General features: G+C 35.9%; 19 protein-coding genes and 1 pseudogene. 4 read left to right on the top strand and 16 right to left on the bottom strand.

Features of this window, described 5'->3' with window-relative positions; all coding sequences use genetic code 11:
* The coding region (locus ACH2DQ_RS25095) for a phosphoenolpyruvate carboxykinase (ATP) (RefSeq protein WP_395028606.1) at positions 1–350 on the bottom strand (350 nt) is incomplete at its 3' end.
* Between the two features lie 208 nt (positions 351–558).
* Between ACH2DQ_RS25095 and ACH2DQ_RS25090 the strand changes: the two genes are divergently transcribed.
* A complete protein-coding gene (locus tag ACH2DQ_RS25090) occupies positions 559–1446 on the top strand; it encodes a LysR family transcriptional regulator (RefSeq protein ID WP_394915592.1) in 888 nt (295 codons plus the stop codon).
* A 141-nt stretch (positions 1447–1587) separates the two neighbouring features.
* On the opposite strand, the gene ACH2DQ_RS25085 is transcribed toward ACH2DQ_RS25090, so the two are convergent.
* The gene (locus ACH2DQ_RS25085; RefSeq protein ID WP_394915591.1) at positions 1588–1914 is read right to left on the bottom strand and encodes a cupin domain-containing protein; all 327 of its coding nucleotides are present in this window, start codon (positions 1912–1914) and stop codon (positions 1588–1590) included.
* A 195-nt stretch (positions 1915–2109) separates the two neighbouring features.
* Here ACH2DQ_RS25085 and ACH2DQ_RS25080 point away from each other — a divergent pair, with 195 nt between their 5' ends.
* Positions 2110–2412 carry an LPS biosynthesis protein gene (locus ACH2DQ_RS25080; protein WP_394915590.1) on the top strand — a complete coding sequence of 101 codons (303 nt, stop codon included), beginning with the start codon at positions 2110–2112 and terminating at the stop codon, positions 2410–2412.
* Positions 2413–2629: 217 nt separating this feature from the next.
* Here ACH2DQ_RS25080 and ACH2DQ_RS25075 read toward each other — a convergent pair whose 3' ends face one another.
* The 4 genes from ACH2DQ_RS25075 to ACH2DQ_RS25060 form a co-directional block, all read right to left on the bottom strand.
* A complete protein-coding gene (locus ACH2DQ_RS25075) occupies positions 2630–5119 on the bottom strand; it encodes an FtsX-like permease family protein (protein ID WP_394915589.1) in 2490 nt (829 codons plus the stop codon).
* Complete coding sequence (locus ACH2DQ_RS25070) at positions 5116–5793, bottom strand: ABC transporter ATP-binding protein (protein WP_394915588.1); 678 nt, start codon at positions 5791–5793, stop codon at positions 5116–5118. The genes ACH2DQ_RS25075 and ACH2DQ_RS25070 overlap by 4 nt, the downstream gene beginning before the upstream one ends.
* 140 nt (positions 5794–5933) lie before the next feature.
* A complete protein-coding gene (locus ACH2DQ_RS25065; RefSeq protein ID WP_394915587.1) occupies positions 5934–6851 on the bottom strand; it encodes a sensor histidine kinase in 918 nt (305 codons plus the stop codon).
* A 50-nt stretch (positions 6852–6901) separates the two neighbouring features.
* Complete coding sequence (locus ACH2DQ_RS25060) at positions 6902–7579, bottom strand: response regulator transcription factor (protein WP_394915586.1); 678 nt, start codon at positions 7577–7579, stop codon at positions 6902–6904.
* 521 nt (positions 7580–8100) lie between these two features.
* Between ACH2DQ_RS25060 and ACH2DQ_RS25055 the strand changes: the two genes are divergently transcribed.
* Positions 8101–8814 carry a helicase associated domain-containing protein gene (locus ACH2DQ_RS25055; protein ID WP_394915585.1) on the top strand — a complete coding sequence of 238 codons (714 nt, stop codon included), beginning with the start codon at positions 8101–8103 and terminating at the stop codon, positions 8812–8814.
* Between the two features lie 127 nt (positions 8815–8941).
* Positions 8942–9085, top strand: a complete 144-nt coding sequence (locus tag ACH2DQ_RS25050) for a DUF6019 family protein (RefSeq protein ID WP_394915584.1) — start codon at positions 8942–8944, stop codon at positions 9083–9085.
* 435 nt (positions 9086–9520) lie between these two features.
* On the opposite strand, the gene ACH2DQ_RS25045 is transcribed toward ACH2DQ_RS25050, so the two are convergent.
* From ACH2DQ_RS25045 to ACH2DQ_RS25000, 10 genes and pseudogenes are all read right to left on the bottom strand, one after another.
* Positions 9521–10012, bottom strand: coding sequence for a hypothetical protein (locus ACH2DQ_RS25045; RefSeq protein WP_394915583.1), 492 nt, complete (start codon positions 10010–10012; stop codon positions 9521–9523).
* A gap of 219 nt (positions 10013–10231) precedes the next feature.
* A pseudogene (locus tag ACH2DQ_RS25040) lies at positions 10232–10744 on the bottom strand (helix-turn-helix transcriptional regulator); the annotation flags it as partial.
* Positions 10745–10771: 27 nt separating this feature from the next.
* The gene (locus ACH2DQ_RS25035; protein WP_394915582.1) at positions 10772–11134 is read right to left on the bottom strand and encodes a helix-turn-helix transcriptional regulator; all 363 of its coding nucleotides are present in this window, start codon (positions 11132–11134) and stop codon (positions 10772–10774) included.
* A 337-nt stretch (positions 11135–11471) separates the two neighbouring features.
* The gene (locus ACH2DQ_RS25030; RefSeq protein ID WP_394915581.1) at positions 11472–12908 is read right to left on the bottom strand and encodes a hypothetical protein; all 1437 of its coding nucleotides are present in this window, start codon (positions 12906–12908) and stop codon (positions 11472–11474) included.
* Between the two features lie 27 nt (positions 12909–12935).
* Positions 12936–13598 (bottom strand): 4'-phosphopantetheinyl transferase family protein, encoded by a 663-nt coding sequence (locus tag ACH2DQ_RS25025; RefSeq protein ID WP_394915580.1) that lies wholly within the window; start codon positions 13596–13598, stop codon positions 12936–12938.
* An 18-nt stretch (positions 13599–13616) separates the two neighbouring features.
* Positions 13617–14492, bottom strand: a complete 876-nt coding sequence (locus ACH2DQ_RS25020; RefSeq protein ID WP_394915579.1) for a hypothetical protein — start codon at positions 14490–14492, stop codon at positions 13617–13619.
* Positions 14493–14513: 21 nt separating this feature from the next.
* Complete coding sequence (locus ACH2DQ_RS25015; RefSeq protein WP_394915631.1) at positions 14514–15107, bottom strand: O-methyltransferase; 594 nt, start codon at positions 15105–15107, stop codon at positions 14514–14516.
* An 84-nt stretch (positions 15108–15191) separates the two neighbouring features.
* On the bottom strand, positions 15192–16151 hold the full coding sequence (locus tag ACH2DQ_RS25010; RefSeq protein ID WP_394915578.1) for a hypothetical protein: 960 nt from the start codon (positions 16149–16151) through the stop codon (positions 15192–15194).
* A 26-nt stretch (positions 16152–16177) separates the two neighbouring features.
* On the bottom strand, positions 16178–17515 hold the full coding sequence (locus ACH2DQ_RS25005) for a coproporphyrinogen-III oxidase family protein (RefSeq protein WP_394915577.1): 1338 nt from the start codon (positions 17513–17515) through the stop codon (positions 16178–16180).
* 46 nt (positions 17516–17561) lie between these two features.
* A complete protein-coding gene (locus tag ACH2DQ_RS25000) occupies positions 17562–18743 on the bottom strand; it encodes a thiolase family protein (RefSeq protein WP_394915576.1) in 1182 nt (393 codons plus the stop codon).
* Positions 18744–18874: the final 131 nt, after the last annotated feature.

The raw sequence follows: 18874 nt of genomic DNA, 5'->3' as shown, positions 1-18874 counted from the left end.
TTCTTTGTACAAGAGGGATCTGCACCTGCCATACCATCAAATATATATAATTCATGATTTTGGAGATAAGCAGTTAACTTCCCTTTAATCCCATTGAACTTTTCCTGACTGATTGGGCGGTTTACTTTTCCCCATGCAATATCATTATGGATTCCTTCAGAATCTACTACAAATTTATCCTCCGGAGAACGTCCCGTATATTTTCCGGTAGTGACTACGAGAGCACCTGTGCTGCTTAATTTGCCTTCTCCATTGATAAGTGCTTTTTCAACCAGTTGAGCTGGACTTAAATTGCGGTAAACAGATTTTGGATTCATAATGCCTAATTTTTCAAGACCATATGTATTCATATATTCCTCCTATTTCCTTTGCTGCCATATCTCCTGTCTTCTGCATTTTCGCTTTCTGTTATATTGCATTAGCAATGCCGGCGCCTACAGTGATATGTCAATAAATGCTTGTTGTTTTGTACAAATCGTATTATACTATTCCCGAGATATAAAATAAAATAATATTATTATATAGTGTCCATAACAATATTCTATGGAGGAAAATAACATGTCTGCAAATTTTGAATACTATAAAATTTTCTACTATGTTGCAAAATACAAAAGCATTACCCAGGCTGCAAATCTTCTTATGTCCAGCCAGCCGTCTATTTCCCGAACCATTAAACTGCTGGAAGAAGAACTGCACTGTAAGCTGTTTGTCCGCTCCCAAAAAGGCGTATCACTGACACATGAAGGAGAAGAATTATATGCCCATGTCCGTAGAGCCTGTGAAGAAATCTTTATCGGAGAAAAATCTCTAAAAGATATCTCCAACCTCCAGGATGGTCTAATCCGCATTGGTGCCAGCGAAACGGCTCTGCATGGCTTCCTGCTGGTGAAGCTAAAAAGCTTTCACTCCATGTACCCCAATATTAAGCTGTTGATTCAAAATGTCACAACCCCGGAAGCAATCGATCATTTAAAATACGGCAAAATTGATTTTGCCATCGTCACTTCACCCACAGATGCCTACACCCCCTTACAAGAGACAACACTTTTGCCTTTTCGGGAGATATTAATTGCAGGGAAGCATTTCAGACATTTAAGAGACCAGGTACTGCATCTGGAAGATTTAAACCAATATCCTCTGATCTCACTGTCCAGGGGAACCACAACTTTTGCATTTTATGAAAAAATCTTTTCCTCTCACAAGCTTTATCTGGAGCCGGATATCGAAGTCGCTACCACGGACCTGATACTCCCCATGGTTACCCATGATCTGGGAATCGGCTTTATTCCGGAAGAATTTGCCGCAAGGGCAGTGAAAGAAAAAGAAGTTTTTGAAATACGGGTTGCGGAAGAAATCCCGCCGCGCAATATCTGTCTTGTAGAGAACACAAAATACCCCCTCAGCGTTGCCGCTTTCCAGTTAAAAAAGATACTTGGTGAAGAATAACACCCATGCTCGCTCAACTATCTGAGATAACCAGTTTTAACATCCAATAACTTTGTATTGCAACTATTATGTTAAAAAATACTCCTGAAAAGTTCAGAAGTATTTGAATAAACCATTTATTTATTTTTCTTCCTGCTGCCTTTAATCCATAATAATCAGAGCCATGAATACAAGATCCGAATCTCCCGTATTTACCAGTCCATGTCCCGAACCATCCGGTGTAAATGTAACATCTCCTGCCTTTACCGGACGTACATTTCCATTATCATCATAGTCACCTGTTCCGGATAAAATATAATACGTTTCACTCTCACCATGATGTTCATGGTACCCCAGGGTACTTCCAGGTTCAATCGTTACCTCTGCGTAAAGACCGCATTTGCCATTTAATTCTTTTTCACCAAGGATATGTTTGATTATAACATGTCCTTTTCCGCCACACATATTTTCTACTGTTTCTATTTTCATCTCAATTCCTCCTGTTTGTTATCACGAACTGTTTGAAATGCTTCCCGGTAATTAATTTTATCTGATGTTATAATTATAGCTCACCGAATATATAATTACAAGATTTTTTATGGCTGTAATGCCTGCATAGTTATACAATTTTGACAATTGCCGGTATGTGATTTATAATGAAAGAAAAAAGGAGCTGTACATACTATGATAATTGACGGACATGCAAAAGAGAAAGAAGCCATGAAGGAATTTCATAAGGGCAACCGACAGGAAGGCACCAAAATCCAGGATGAATTCGTAGAAGAACTCCGGGAGTCATTGAAGACACAAGACCATTGCTCCTGCAAAAAGCCCTGCAAATATCACGGAAAATGTGTAGAATGCGTAGCAATTCACCGAGCACATCGAGAACATCTCCCCAATTGCTTCCGCAGTATGGTGAATGAAAAAATAGCCGTGATCTCCGGTCTGACGGAAGATACCCTTATTGAAGATTTGTCCCGATAGTTCCTCTGTTCCCGATCTGCAGGAGATATTTGTCGTTTTATGGAATATTTTGTCGAACGATTTTGTTTGAATGCTCCCGTAGAATATGATAGATTTAAATTATATTAGCTAATGGCTAATATATTTCATAACTCACACCCGGTCCGCACAACCGGGTACCATTTTACCGGCTCCGGCGTAACAACCGGAGCTATCTTTTTTACAGTTTACGGCATTTCTATTCCATGTCCCGCAGCTGCTCAACAATATTCTCCTTATGCAAAAATTGATAAATCACCAGCGGAACAAAAATACAGGCAATTAAAATACCACCAAATACAACAAGCGTAGATCTAACCGGTATCTGAAAAGGAATTCTGTAACGGTTCATGGCATGGTATATGACAAAATCTATTGGAATTCCCAGAATCATTACAAAAAAGAAGGATACAACTCCATACAATGCGCCCTCGATCAGCAATACTTTTCTGATTTGTACCGCAGTCATACCAATACTTTCCAGGGCTGCAAACTCTTTTATCCTGTTTTCTATCCCTGCAGCAGTCATATTGCAATAGTTCAAAATAGCTAACAGGGTAAGGATTATCCCCAAACCGCCACCGAGGATTTTCAGCTGAGTCTCAGACTGCTTCATTTCATCATAGCTGTCAAATTTTGACTCTACCGTAACGTTTTTTTCACCCTTAAATAGTGCCCTTATGCTTTTATCCAATTCGTCATTAAACGGCTCATCATATTCAATCTTTAATATTTCGGTAACAGGCTCGCCTAGTATTTCCTCAGCCAGTCCATCACTGATTATGATACTCGGTAAATATCCACTGGAAAAAAATGTAACATCAGGAATTTCTGCCCCTATTTTTATCTGATACTGTTTTCGTTCATTATTCTGATCTAATTGATAAACGAGTTCCTTCCCCACTGCCTCGGTAACGGGGCTTCCCATAAGAAAGGGACTGATAAAACCGATATCACCTGACAAAAAGGCTTCTTTATTTAGGGTACCATCCATTCTTTTATTTATAAAATCAAATTCTGCCTCATCAATGCCCACAATCCTGCCGGTAAATAAATCTGTATCTTTTCCTTCCTTATAAAGGATCATCTGCTCCTCATAATCTCCTCTGGCAATGGGCATCTCTTCTAGCCTCGACAAATATTCCTTTAAAATATCTTCTTCGTAAGGAATCATTATTTCAGCAGAGCTGACTGTCCGGACTCCAGCAACACCCTCCATGGATTTTATCTGCTGGATGATAGTTGGCTGTATTCTTTGAACCGGCTTCTTATACACAACGGAAGAATTTAAAATTCGGATATCAAAATCTTTCAGCGTATTCAGAACATGCTTTGTACTGCTTCCATTTACCAGGGTTGTAATCACCAATAAGGCTGTAAGTGTTACAAAAAAAGAAGATAGTATAATAACTGCCTGCTTCTTCTCCCGGAACAAGTTCCTCCATGCCATGTATGTCAGTTTCCCTCCATTCTCACTGTTTTTATTCCTGTGAGGAGATACCATACCATAATATTTTGCTGCTTCAACCGGTGAAATATCTCCTGCTATGATTGCAGGTTTCCGGCTGCTGAAATAAATAGTCAACCCGGTAAACAGTGCCGTCCCCGTAAAAATGATAGGATGAAATACCACTGCTTTCTTAAACTGAAGGGTGGGATTTGCCAATTCCAACGCAGCCGGTACAATCAAAAACGATACCAATGCGCCCAGGATCATCCCTAAGGGTATGCCTGTCAAAGAATTCCACAGTACCTGCTTATGTACAAAACTCCTGATCTGCTTTGAAGTTGTCCCAATTGTTTTTAACTGTCCAAAAAACCGTACTTCCTTGGCAATCGAGATGTGTAGTACATTATAGATAAATAAATAACCACTTAAAACAATCAGGATAAACACTCCCAGCATTCCAGCCACAAATTTAATAAAGTCTTCCATCAGATAATAATCTGCGAATAACATCTGCCTTCCTTCTATAGACAATTTATCTTCCAGCATTTTAATATCTTTAACGGAATACAGATGATTTTTTAATGTTATTCTTAAAGAACCCTCAGTCATAACCGTTTGATCTGCTCCTGATTTTTCATAAAAATTCCTGGAAATAAAACCTTGGGAGCGTCCGGAGTAATCCCTGTAAAATCCGGACAGTACAAACGTTTTTTCAAGAGAAGTTTCTTTTTCTGACAGTATAAAATAAGACACTGGCAGTTTCATCCCGATTTCAGGCATATCTATGCCAATTCTTTTTAAGGTCTGGGTAGATAACATAACCTCGTTTTCATTATGGGGATACCTCCCTTCTATGAATTCGTAAACGGGTACGCACTGCTTTTCCCAGTTCGTTGTATCACTCCAGGATAAGGGTATATTCACTTCATTATCCTGATATTTATCAATCACTGCACTTTCTACGGTAATACCGGCATACAAAATTTCGTCCATGGAATTTGCTTTTTTCACCTGTTCTATTGTAGGTGCCGGAAGGCTCACATCAAATATCATTCCATTCATCATTACATTCCTTAAAGAAATTGCATTCCAATAACTCAATCCGATACTGCAGACAGCCGTTATCATAAATGACGTTAAGATGATGGCTGCAATAATCAATATATTTTTTTTCCAATTCTGAAAATAATTTTTCTTTGCCAGGCCTGCAATTACCTTTTTATTTTCTACCCGGATCATATTCGTCCTCTTACATAGATTCTACCGTCTTCTAAATGTATAATCCGTCCTGCCATCTGCGCAATTTCATTATTATGTGTAATCATAACAATGGTCTGGCAAAAACGCTCACTGGTGATCTTAATCAATCCCAGCACATCCTGGCTGGATTTACTGTCCAGATTCCCGGTAGGCTCATCTGCAAGTACAATTGCCGGCTTCGTAGCCAATGCTCTTGCCATTGCCACTCTTTGCTGCTGCCCGCCGGAAAGCTGCCCGGGCATGGCGTACTTCTTAGACTGAAGCCCCAGGATGTCCAAAATTTCATTGATATAATTTTTATCCGGTTTCACCCCATCCAGCTGAATCGGCAAAACAATGTTTTCATAAACATTTAACAGGGGAAGCAGATTATAATTCTGAAATACAAAACCAATCTTGCGCCGCCGAAAGATGGTTTGCTCATCTTTTGTCATACTGGACAGATTGGTCCGGTCTACAGTTACTGTTCCGGAAGTTGGAATATCCAGACCTCCCAGCATATGCAAAAGTGTAGATTTACCGCTTCCAGAACTTCCCACTATAGATACGAATTCCCCTTTTTCAATGGAAAGATCAACTCCATCCAGCGCCTTTACCACATTCTCACCGGCTCCATAATATTTTTTTAAGTCTTTGGTCTGTAAAATGCACATCTTTCATCCTCCTTGCTTAGAGCGCGTTTGAAAATTCTTTCTCGCCATCTGTTTACCTTACAGAAGAATCATATCAGATAATTCTTTCCGGGACCTTTCTAAAAGATGACAGTTTTGTAAGATTATAAGATTACCGCTGGCTAATTGCGGCTTAAAAACACGGAAAACAAAGCCCCCTGCCCCGGTTCTGAGATCACTTTGATATAACCGCCCTGCCTTACTATAATTTCTCTGGCAAGATACAGTCCTATTCCAAGCCCTTTCTCTTTCTGTACTTCAGGTGAACGATAAAAACGCTGAAAGATCAGACCCTGTTCTTCTTCTGAAATGCCAATTCCCGAGTCCTGGATATCAATTCTATAAAACAGCTCATAGGGAATAACTCTTATAATCACTCTGGTTTGTGAGGGCGAATATTTAATTGCGTTGTCCAATATGTTACTCACAGCCTCCAGGGTCCACTTTAAATCAAAGCTGCAGGATAATCCACATTCTTCGTACTCGATTACCATTTCTTTCTGTAGTGCATGCATCTCCACTTCCTGGCATGACAACAGCACTAATTTATCTATCTGTTCCGGTTGGGCTGTAATTGAAATCAGTTCATTCTCCAGATATGAAGACTTCACCAGGGCTTTAATCAAAAAGTCCAGCTTATCTGCCTGATTCTGAATCTGGTTTACAATTCCCATTATCTCTTCGGGCAGATATCTTCTTTCCTGCAGAATCTGTGAATACAACAGAATATTGGACAAAGGGATCCTGGTTTGATGGGATATATCCGATACCAGTGATTTAATGGTATCCCTTTCTTTAGCGGTTATCTGTTTCGTTTCCGTGGAAATTTCCAGAAACTGATTGAGCCGCTCTTCAATTGCAGACATCATAGATTCATCATAAACTGTCTGGCTATAATTGCCCGCTATGGCATCGTTAATCCTGTCTAATACCGTCTGCATCATTTTCTTAGTCGTCTTACGGTACCACAATATTATCCCTGCCGCTGCTGCCACAGTCAGGAATACAATGATGCCGCAGACAATTACTAGTATTTCCATACTTTCTCCATTTCATATTTTCAAGCCAGATAAACAACTGCCGGCATCATTCAGCTTACCCACACATAGCCCAAACCATATACCGTCTTTATATATTCCGGTTTCGACGGATTGTCTTCTAATTTATCGCGCAGTCTTCGAATCGTTACCGAGAGGGCATTATCCTCCACGTATTCTGTTCCATCTGGCCAGATGCGCTCCAGCATGGTAGTACGGGATAAAGTAATATTTTGATTCAGCACAAATAAATACAGCAGCTTCTGCTCCGTTTTACTTAATTCAATGGGTATATTATTTTTATAAAACTCCATCTTGGTAAAATTAAATACAAATGCATCAATCATATATTCTCCCGGACTTTCATCCGGTTCAAAACGCCTGAATAGCGCATTCACCCTGGCTCTTAATACCATAAGACTGAATGGCTTCGTGATATAATCATCTGCGCCGGACTCCAGCCCAGCTACAATATCCAGTTCCATATCTCTTGCAGTCAAAAGGATGATGGGAACCTTGCTGTTTTTACGTATTTCCCGGCATAGAACAAAACCGCTGCCATCCGGCAGATTGATATCCAGTACCAGTAAGTCAAAGGTCTGGCTGTTCATTGCTTCCTTTGCCGCTGCTATGGTAAAACACTGGGTAAACCGATAATTTTCTCTGCTCAGCGCCATAATAATTCCGGAACTCAATACTTCATCATCTTCTAACAGTAAAATTTCTTTCATTCTTCAATAAATCTCCTTGCATAAACCTTTATAAAAGGGTTTGTTCACATTTACACTTAATTCTTTTACAATTCTTTTAACGGACAGTCATAAAATATTCATATCTAAGCTTTATAGTAATACTTGTAAAACCAAATACTTAGTTAATAATCTTTTTCATAACTCGCCAGTATCTATAGATACTGGCCCTCCCTCTTTTATGGGGTAAATTTTATCTGTCATATTTTTCTTTGTCATCAGTCGGACATTTTATTCCTGTACATTTCACTGAATATCCAAAAACTGTATTTTCAGACTCACTCTTCACGAACTCCATTGTATTATACTATAATTTTCTTCATTGTCACAGTGCAACCTCATTTTTATTTTAGAAATATTTTCTTGCATAAATAGTCGATTCATAGCATAAAAGATGCTATTCAATACAACGCTGATCTCCTGCTGTTTTCTTATGCTATACTTTTTTTAAATTAAAGTTGATGCAAAATGGTAAGCAAAAGAGAAATGAGGCGTGAAAATTTATGAATCAAAAAAGTAATCGAATTTACACACGTCTATCCTGGGACGAGTGGTATCAATTAGCAAAAAAATATTACGAAGCCAATAAAACATTAAAAATACCTACTAAATACCAAACAGAAGGGGGCTTTTTGCTGGGACGCTGGATTGAAAGACAACGGGCTGCCTACCGCCAAAAAGGAACCTATCGGATAGATGCAAGAAAAATATACCTGCTGAATCAGATTGGAATGATCTGGACTCTGGAAATAAGAACAGAATGGGATACCTGGTATAACTGCTGCAAAAGCTACCACAAAGAAAATGGCAATTTAGATATTCCACGGAATATAATTTACCAGCAGCTGCCTCTTGGGGAATGGATCAGCTATCAGCGAAAGCGGTATTGGCAAAATAAAATGGACAGCCGCCAGCGGTTAAAGCTGGAAGAATTGGGCATTAGCTGGAAGCTTAGAAACCGCCGCGGATGGATGGAGTGGTATCAGGATGCCAAACTGTATTATGAAACTTACGGTAACTTAAATGTTCCTTTAGATTACGTTACAAAAGACGGTTTTCGGCTTGGATGCTGGATTAATTCTCAGCGGGAACGCCAGCGCGGTACCAGATTCTGTCTTCTTGAAAATGACAAAGAAGAAAAATTAAATCAAATCGGAATGCTGTGGGGACTTCGCGGAATGCGTTATAAAGAGCATGATGTGTATGAAATATCTTAATCGTATTAAACCATCAAGATTCCATGAGTACGAGATATGGAAAAAACATTGTTAATGCTACGCCAAACACTTTGACAATATTTCCCTTATAACTTATAATCAAAAAATAAGATATTACTAGGGAGGAATGTATATGGCATTGGTTATGATCATGTATTTGATTTATGCGTGCATATTTGTGGGCTGCGCTATATTATTGTACTGGATAATTAAGGTAGCTGTGAAGAGAGGGATTTTGGAAGCACATGATGAAATCCAAAGAAAAAATTAAAGAGTTAAAATTCGTTTATAGGTAAGCCCTGGGTACTATATGCCAGGGCTTATTTGAATTTTAATGATAACTGTCACTACTAATCCATAGACAAGTCCTGTCAGCAGAAACTCACATGTCAGCAATAAGTGCATATAATGCTATAAAATAACTATTGGTGCACATACATGAATAATGATCCTCCTGGAATTATGTTTCAACAGGGAAACATTATGCGAATTAATAATGCCTTCGTAGAAGATGTTTCTTGTTTTAATAACTCTAATGGAAGCATACTCGTCTCTTACTCTGTACCGGAAATTAATAATACAATTTCTATTCAAACCATTAGGTTAAATCTCAGCAATCAGACTATTGTAGTAAATTCTTTTGGACAAAGCATATGCTTATGCTGCATTCAAAGAGGTTCTGTGGTAAATGTCGCATTTTCACCAGTTATGACGGCAAGTATCCCCCCTCAATCAAATGCTTTCTGGGTAGCAGTTCAAAGAAGTTCCATACTTCCGATACCGCCTTGGCCTCCTGTGCCTCCGAGACCTCCAAGGCCACCTCAGCCACCGAGACCTCCACAACCTCCAAGGCCACCTGTGCCTCCTGGACCTCCAAGACCTCCACAGCCTCCGAGACCTCCTGTGCCTCCTGGACCTCCAAGGCCTCCACAACCTCCTGTGCCTCCTGGACCTCCAAGACCTCCTCAGCCTCCGAGGCCCCCAAGACCTCCACAGCCTCCACGGCCTCCGAGACCTCCTGTGCCTCCTGGACCTCCAAGGCCTCCACAACCTCCAAGACCTCCTGTGCCTCCAAGACCTCCTCAGCCTCCGAGACCTCCTGTGCCTCCTGGACCTCCAAGGCCTCCGAGACCTCCTGTGCCTCCTGGACCTCCAAGGCCTCCACAACCTCCACGGCCTCCGAGACCTCCTCAGCCACCCAGGCCTCCTGGACCTCCACGGCCTCCGAGGCCTCCCCAGAGACCATACCGGCCAATGAGACCATCTTCAGTCACATTAGACTAAATAATTACAATATCTTTAGACTTAGCCCCAGTATAAAACCTGGGGCTAAGCAAAGTAAGAACGAATGCTCCCATTGTACTGTCTTCTAACCACAAAAAACCAAAGAAGTTTTCCAAACTCTATAATCCAAACCCTATAGATACTTTTGAGAAATTTTGTGCGCCTGTTCTTTTATGATACCTCGGAGGTGGTTTGGCTCTAGAACCTCTATGTATGTTCCAAAGGATAATATAAAGTTATACAGCCAAATATCTTCTGGCCACTCGACAGTTATTATAAAACTTCCATCCGGCTGCTGATCCACCATGCTTTCATAAAAATCGTCATACACGCGGGATGCCATCTCTGCCTCTATGTGAAGAATGATTGTTTCCTTCTGCTGGTCACGAAAGCTTTCCTGTACTGGGTTGTACGAAATGGCAAGTGAATCTCTCTCGTTAAAATACTCATCTGTCACCACAAGATTTTTAATTCTCGATAATTTGTACAATCTCATACTCTGCTTTGTCAGGCAAAAAGCTTTTAGATACCAGGATTTAGACTTAAACCAAAGCTGTATTGGCTCAACGCGGCGGATGCTTTTATCACCTCGGCTATTGTAATAATCAAATTTAGAAATGCGCCGTTCTAAAATGGCAAGTTTGAAATCATTAAAATAGTCATTTTCGTGACTCTATCCAACATAATCCACCTCAATCCAGTTTATTGTTGTTTTATTAAATATTGTTGACAGCTTTCGCAATATTTGACTCGTGTCATCAGTCTTAATATTAGAAAGACTATGCAGTGCGGATAAAATTTCGTTTTGTTCATGTTCATTCAATATGGATTTATTCAGCACAAAATCCGGCAAAAGGCTGATACCTCCTCCCCTGCCTCGCTCTGTGTAAATTGGAACTCCTGCCAGACTCAATGTATCTACATCACGACAAATTGTACGTCTTGATACCCCAAAATATTCACTTAATTCTCTTGCTGTAATCGTTTTTTTGTTGAGCAAGATATAAATTATTTCAAATAATCTATTTATCTGCATTTTTATCACCCTGTATAGTATATCTTTGTAATGAGACAACTGAGTGTCACATCAAATTTCAACAACAATTGTATACCTCGTGAGTAGTAGTTTTTATAGAATCTCTCCAATGTCTACTCGCCTATGATGTTGAAAAAGATAAACACGATTGATTTTTCACTAATCAAGATAATTAAGTTCTATTTAATTCGTTTACCATAGCCAACAACGGACAAGGGTTTAAGGCTATTTTTTAAAAAATTTAATCAGTCTAATATGAATTTTGAGGTTGGACTGGAAAAACCTGACTCTACAATTACAAACTCTATGCCTGTCACTGGTATGAATCCTTTTTCTCTTACCTTCTCAACTCATTATTGTAAATAGATGCAACAATCTCTCCTGTTAAGATATCTATATTATTTAAATTCTCAATATATAAATCTTTACAACATCTTTTTATTTTTTCAATATAAACTATTATATTATCATATCTTAAATCAATATCCAATACCTTAGGTATATAATGATTTGTTAATTTAATATTCAAATCACTGTCATATAATATAATATTAAATTGCATATTTTGTAAAGTGTTGAGATGATTTTTATTGTTTAATATGTTGCAATATATCTCCTTTCCACATATTTCAACATCTTCTTCGCAAATTTTGCTGATATTACAATGATAGTTTAACAAAACTGAGTAGACTATACATAGATCTTTCGTTACTTTATCTCCTAAATTCCCTGTAACTATTGCATTCTTCTTATGGGCCATAGTGCTTAATATATCATCACGTTTTTTTCTTCCTAAATAACTGGATTTTAACAATGCCTGATTCATCATAAACAATAAATCTCCAGTTGATTTACCATCAATATTTTCTACAACTACATCTGCTACTTCCTCTTTGCTGATTGATTCCATCTGTCCAACAGCAGTCATAAGCGCTACTTCTTGTAAGGAATAACATTTATTTTCTCCAGCCATAATAACCGATTCAATATTATCATCAGATACCCATTCTTTTGAAACTTCTTTGGAATAATTATGTTTATCATCTATAATCTCTCCCCAACCCACACATGTTGCAGGAACAATTACTCTAACATCGTAGCTGGGAGTTTGAGAGAGATTCCACAAAAATTGATGAAGAATACCTGTTGAAGCTACTTTTCCCCATAGATTATCAGATAAAAGATCCCTCTTATTATCACCATGAGTATATGGCATATTAACGCCCATTCCAGCTAACGAAGTAGTTGAGATTTTAATATATTTATCAACTTTGAAGTCATCAAAACACTTTTTCAAACTTTCAACATAGGTAATTAAAACCGGAATTATTTTCATACTAAGATATTCTTCTTCATTTTCTTTATATTGTTTTTTCTCAAAGATAGTAAAATTACTTCCTAAAACGGTTGACATATTAATACAATCAATTATTATATCAGGATTTGAATTTTTACATATATTATACAAAGCAGTCTCTTTATATTTTTGAATTTTATCATAGGAATAAAATCGTCTCAAATTGTAATAGTCTACACTCTCTAAAGTTTTTTTATCCATGATATTAAATGGACGAAATACATTACCATATAATATATTGACAGGAATATCAGGATTAATTTTTTTTAATTTTTTTCTTGATAAAACTGCCTTTTCCATAGTTCTATTAAAAACAATTATTTCTTTCGGATTTTTCCGTATAATCTTCTCACTAATTGCCAAACCTATATGGCCTGCTCCAAGAATTAAAATTTTTTTATCATTATAATTATGCACTAATTCAAATCTCCTTTACAATTTGTTTTAAAAATAAATTTCTTTCATAAATTCTTCCTTAAGTCTTATTAAATTTTTTCGATCAAACTTTTTCTTTCCATATACAGAAATTAAATATTTATCCAATAAAAATGTAGTCATATTACAATTTATGTCATCTGATAAAGTATTAAAAGATTTAAATGAAATATTTAAACCATTACCCACATATTTTACAAATGCTTCTTTCTTTGTCCAAATCTCATAAAAATGTTGATTAGAATTTTTTAAGATTACATAATTATACTCTTCCTCTGTATAATATTTTTTTGCTATTTTTATGTCCACATCCTTAATACCCTCAATATCTACACCAACTTCAGATTCAGAAAATATCACAACTAATGCATTATGAGTGTGTGAAATATTATAATTTATACTAGTATTTTTTACAAAAGGTTTTCCGTATTTATTTTTATAAAACTGTAATTCCTTATTTTTAATATTGATTGCATTGCATAATAATTTTCTGATAAGAATGTCAGAATATAGACTTAACTTTTTATCAATATTGAATCGCATAGAATTTATACGATTTTGTTTATCTTTATCGCAAAATGCTAATAATCGATAGTACAAATCTTGATCAAAATTATTTTCTATCGACATATAGTATAAAAAATTAGTTTTAAATTCTATATAATTTTTCATTTTTCTTACGTTTATCCTTTATATAGATATTACCATTTCGTAGAATGCATTTTTTATCGTATCTAGCCAAAATACCCGGTTATCAATACCAAAAGTTACTGCGCCAATATAACACAAGCTGGTACTTAAGCTGAAGTCGTTTTTTAAATTTCGCCAAATTGTTCTGTCAATAAGTATTGACAGCTCTTTTGTTTTCCAAGAATACACCAACATTCTGCGCTTTTCACAAATTATGATATTACCATTAGATGATACTGTAACTGCAATCGGTGATCTTATTTCAATCTTACTTGAATATTTTAATGTATATATTTTATTATTTGCCAATTCTATATATCTAACTTTACTATTTTGTTCATCTGCAATATATAATTTACCTGAATCGTAATATATCCCAAACGGACGGTCTATTAGGGCTTCCTGCAACAAACCATCCTTATATCCATGTTGCTTGCTACTAATAATTTTTAGAATTTTTCTATCCGCTCCCAGTCTGATAATTGCATTATCTAATACCTGACTTATATAAATATTTCCTTCTTTATCAGATGATACCCCTGTGGGTAATATAAGTTCTGAATTGTTTACTAAGACAGGTTCCCAATAATTATTGCAATCATCATATTGGTAAACCATATTATTTCTTGCATCTGCTACGATGATACCGAAAAGTCTAGAATAACTAATTGCCAAAGGTAATCCTATCTGACCTCCATTTTTTACGTTCCGGGATAATACATTAAAATTATTATTATTAATATTCCATTTTACTATGCAATGATTATGCATATCTGCAATATAAAAATCACCGGTATCCCTTCTAAAATAAATACCAGATGGATAGTAAAAACTATATTCCGGTAACTTAATCTCTTTTATTGAAATTATTGACAACGAATTCACTCCCTAAATCTATTATAATTTTACGCTTAAGGTAATACCATCACCGATGGGTAAAATCGTGCTGTATAGTCTATTATCATGAAACACTCTCTGATTATATTCATCTACCGGATCACTCATTTGCTTAGGCATTCCCATTGGTTTAAATAAAGTATCATCCGCAACTAATACTCCTCCTGTACGCAGTAAATTAATACACCTTTCCAATGTCGTTATATATGCCTGTTTAGATGAATCCTGCAATATAATATCAAATGGTTCTTTTAAATACATAACGGCATTTTCCGCCGAATCGTTTATTAACTCCACCATCTCTAATACTCCTGCAGAATCCAAATTTTTTTTTGTTTCCTGATACATCTCCTTACTTTTTTCGACAGATATTAGCTTTCCCCCTGTCTTTTTGAGTACATTACTAATACAAATAGATGAGAATCCTAAACATGTACCAAATTCTAATACTCTTTTTGCATTTAAAGTATAACATAAAAAACTCAATAATTTTCCAGCTTCTAATCCTATTGAAGGATTTACACCTACCCTCTTTTCCTCTTCGTTTATAATATGTTTTAATAATGTATGATCAAAAAAGAGTAATTTTTGTATATATGAATTTATATCTAAGATAACATGAACCTCCTAAGAATTATTGTCTAATTTTTCACCAGACCCGTTTCATCTAAAATATATTTATTTAAAATATTGCAATATTTTAATAGCCACATTCTCTTCAAAATCAGCTACTGATTTGATTTTATTCGCTACAAATTCCTTTTTACTATCCCAGTCTTTTGTTATAAATATTCTCAGCATAGAATTAGTAATTATATTCCAGTTTTTTGATGCAGTATGCATCAAATCAGCAAACTCTAATGCTCCTTTATCATATTTATTACTAATATAATTCATAAATATTGAATATTGTTCTCTTCTTCTAGTGAGATATGTAAAAGTATTTAAAATTTCTGATTGAACGGTATTATCCATATTAATGGTACCCTCTAGTTGTAAATCAAAAACGACACTCAAATCATCTGCTAAAAATCTCATTTGGTCAAATTTATTCTTACAACCATTTAACATTTTACGAGCAGATAACGTTACCAGATTATAAAAATCAGGATTATTAATATAGGAATTATTACTATCTACTATTACATGGTATCTGTAAGCTTTCTCAAAATCTTTACAAGATATGTTCTGTATTATTTTTTTAGTATTGGGATTACAAATCTGAATATACTCTTGATTTTTATTTAATCCTATAATTAGATATGGTTGTAAACGATTCTCTAAGTTATAATATTTACTGACCGGACAATAAAATTCGTTAAAATAAACAATTATAGGATTATTCTTATTATCATTCTTTTTAATTTCCATTATTATATCAGAAAATTTATTTAATTCTTTTCTATATTTCATCTCAATTCCTTGATATACTTTCAAATAATACAAGGTCTTATCTTCACCTTCAGAAATTCTTGTACCGTAATTTCCTGGATTTAGGATCGTCCACTCCAGATAATTAAAGTTCCAGGCTTCTGTATACATTATCTCATATTCTTTTTCTAAAAAAACTGCAATTGATACTAAAATATCTTCCAGACAGCTTCTATGTTCCTCGTGCAGCGGGATTAATTTATCCATTTTATTTACTCCAATTATTATTACTATCATAAAGCTTCGGGAGCTATATGGTTTCCGATAGACAGTCTCTTTTTAAATGTTGTAACATTCTTAAAAGTTGATACCATAAATAAGCTGCTGATATCGCTCTGATAATATTCTCCTGTTTGAGTCAATACAAATCGGTCAGGTTCTTCAATAATCAATTTTTCTTTCATTAGGTTTTGTATAATGTTACCAAATACTTCTCCTATTTCTCTGTTATATTGATTATAAAATATGTTTTTATCCACAAATTTTCTTCTTAACCCTAAAAGAATACTTCTTTCCATTTCTTGTTCTTTTGATGCTCTTTTACTTACCATCTGAATTGGCAGCTTTCCTTCTTCTGTCTGTTTCATATAGTTTTGAATGGATACCAAATTTTGATAATTAACGCCGTTAATATATCCATAACTGGAAGCTCCAACGGACAGATTGTCCCCATACCCATCATATGTATCCTCCCAAAACTGAGGGATTTTATCTAGTTTGTAATATTCTGGAATAATATGATGATTGTAGTGTTTTTCTTTCAGTATTGTATCTGCCAAAGTATACATCTTATAAAGTTCTTCCTGTTCCGGTAGTTTTCTCATTTCATCATTCGAAAATGTACCAAAAAATTTAGAACCTGCCAGCACGCATAATTCGTATATAGACATATGATCTAAGTCCAGGGATGTACTAATGTCCAAATCATGTTTCCATTGCTGCTGCTTCTGGCCCGGCAGCCCATACATTAAATCTATGGATAAAACATCAAATTTATATTTTTGAACCATACGGATCCAGTCAATGGCTTCCTGGGCAGTTGTATTTAACCCCAGTAATTTTCTAAATTCAGGATTAAAGGTCTGAACTCCTGTACTAATTCTTGAGACGCCGCATTCTTTTAAGAAAACCACTTTTTCTTCATCCGTATTTTTTATATCGCATTCTACAGTTATCTCAGCTTTTGTATTAAGAGGAAGGTAGTCTTTACAAGCCATAATAATTTTCTTTAATTGACCTGATGACAAGCTCGTTGGTGTTCCACCACCAAAGAATACAGCATTAATTTTCAAAGATTGGACATAAGAATCCTTTGCATATATCTTAACTTCTTTAATGAGACTTTCAACATAATTATCAAGTAATACATCGTTTTTATCAACAAATTGCCTGCTGTAAACACAGAAATTGCAAATTTTATTGCAAAAAGGAATATGTATATATAAGGGGGTAGAAAAATTATGCTCTGCCTTTGGTCGTGTAAAAATGTAATTTACATAATCATGAATCTTAAGATTAGGATTCATTAATGGATAATTTAATATTGCTACTCTATATTTTTTTTCTAACAATTCTTTTCCCTCCTTATAACATTCTTCACCTTATTTTAATAGTTAATTACATTCTAAACAGAACACATTGTCCTACTCCACCGCCGCCGCACAAGCTTGCTGCTCCAATACGAAGGTTTAATCTTTGCATTGCAAATAATAACGTCACACAAATTCTCAGCCCGGTACATCCAACAGGATGCCCAATTGCCAAACTTCCTCCATTGACATTAATGATTTTACTATGCTTTTTTATTAACTCATTTGCCAACAACGCTTGTGCAGCATAAGCTTCATTATATTCGATCAAGTCTAAATCGTTTATTGTAAGATCATTTCTCTTCATTAAGTTCTCTAATGCGATTTTAGGTGCTATAGCAAATTCTCTGTAAGGAGTTCCAACGGATTCACTGTCAACATATTCTGCCATTGGATGGATACCAAGTTCTTTTACTTTATTTTCGGACATTAACACCATAGCCGCTGATCCATCATTTATTGAAGTGGCATTTAACTTGGTAATAGTACCGTTTCTTATATATATTGGCTCTTCTTTCTGTAACATATCGTAACTGATATAGTCAGGAATATTTTCATCCTCTGCCAGAATTATATTCAAGTTATCGTCCTCAACGGGAAAAATCTCTTTCTTTAAATAACCCTTTTCTTTTGCTTCCATTGCTTTTAGGTAGGATTGATAGGCATAAACATCTTGTTCTTCTCTTGTGATGTGATGCTCATTTGCAGATAATTCTGCACAGATCCCCAATTCATCTGCTCTTATTTCTTTCAGCTCATGGAGTTCAGGTAATACAGAATTTGTTTTCGCACGAAGTTTTTTGATCATGGTCCTCATAATATGAGGGGTTTTACTCATATTTTCAGTCCCACCCACAAGCACCGTTTGTGCATCTCCAACCATAATTTCTCTCACTCCCTGAATGAAAGCTTCCATAGAGGAACAACAAGTTCTATTAATAGTCGTAGCCGGAATTTCATCAGGAAGACTGGAATCTAATACAACCTTTCGGGCCAAGTTATATGGTTCCTGAGGAAAACAGCATCCTACATATACACTGTCTATATCTAATGAGGGTACACCGGTCCTTCTGACTGCCTCTTCAAATGCACAAGTCATTAATCTGACATCACTCATATTACTTAAACTGCCGGCAATTCTTCCGATGGGGGTTCTACAAGCAGCGACAACATAAACTTTATTTATTTTTCTGCTTATTTGTTTACTCAAATTTTTCTCCTTATTAAATGAAAATTTTTTTCAATATTTTTTTTGCTGTCTGTCTTGATGAAGATATAGGGTTTGCATACGTAAAATCTGTTATCCGGTCAATTTTATTATATACAGATTGTGCTGTTAAT

Source organism: Robinsoniella sp. (genome assembly GCF_034124845.1).
This window is presented reverse-complemented; position numbering and strand designations above follow the sequence as displayed.